Raw genomic sequence first — 342 nt, forward strand, 5'->3', positions numbered from 1 at the left:
CGTGTAGCAGATAAGAAAACTTCTGTATTTTTGCTTTATTTTGCTTACAACTGCAAGCAAAAGGTATGCTAAAACGAAATAATTGTGTTTATACTCAAATTGTAAAACATTGCTTGGCAGAGGAGCTTTTGCCTATAATAAGGGATTTAAGCAATATAAGTGAAACAGAATTTTATAGTGATTATTGGGGGGCTTATGATGGATTAGTAGATTTCTTTGCTTTGCTTACAACTGCAAGCAAAAGTGGCAAAAGCACATTATCGAGTCAAACACTCAAAAAATGAGTTTGCAAAAGGCAAAAATCATATAAATGGCATTGAGAATGTTTTTGCTTCGCTTTTG

General features: G+C 33.0%; 1 pseudogene. It reads left to right on the forward strand.

Going from position 1 to position 342, the window contains the following annotated elements:
- Positions 1 to 62 precede the first annotated feature (62 nt).
- Positions 63 to 342 (forward strand): annotated as a pseudogene (locus tag ACWIX0_RS14320) (hypothetical protein); the annotation flags it as partial.

This window comes from Helicobacter sp. T3_23-1059 (assembly GCF_053654515.1).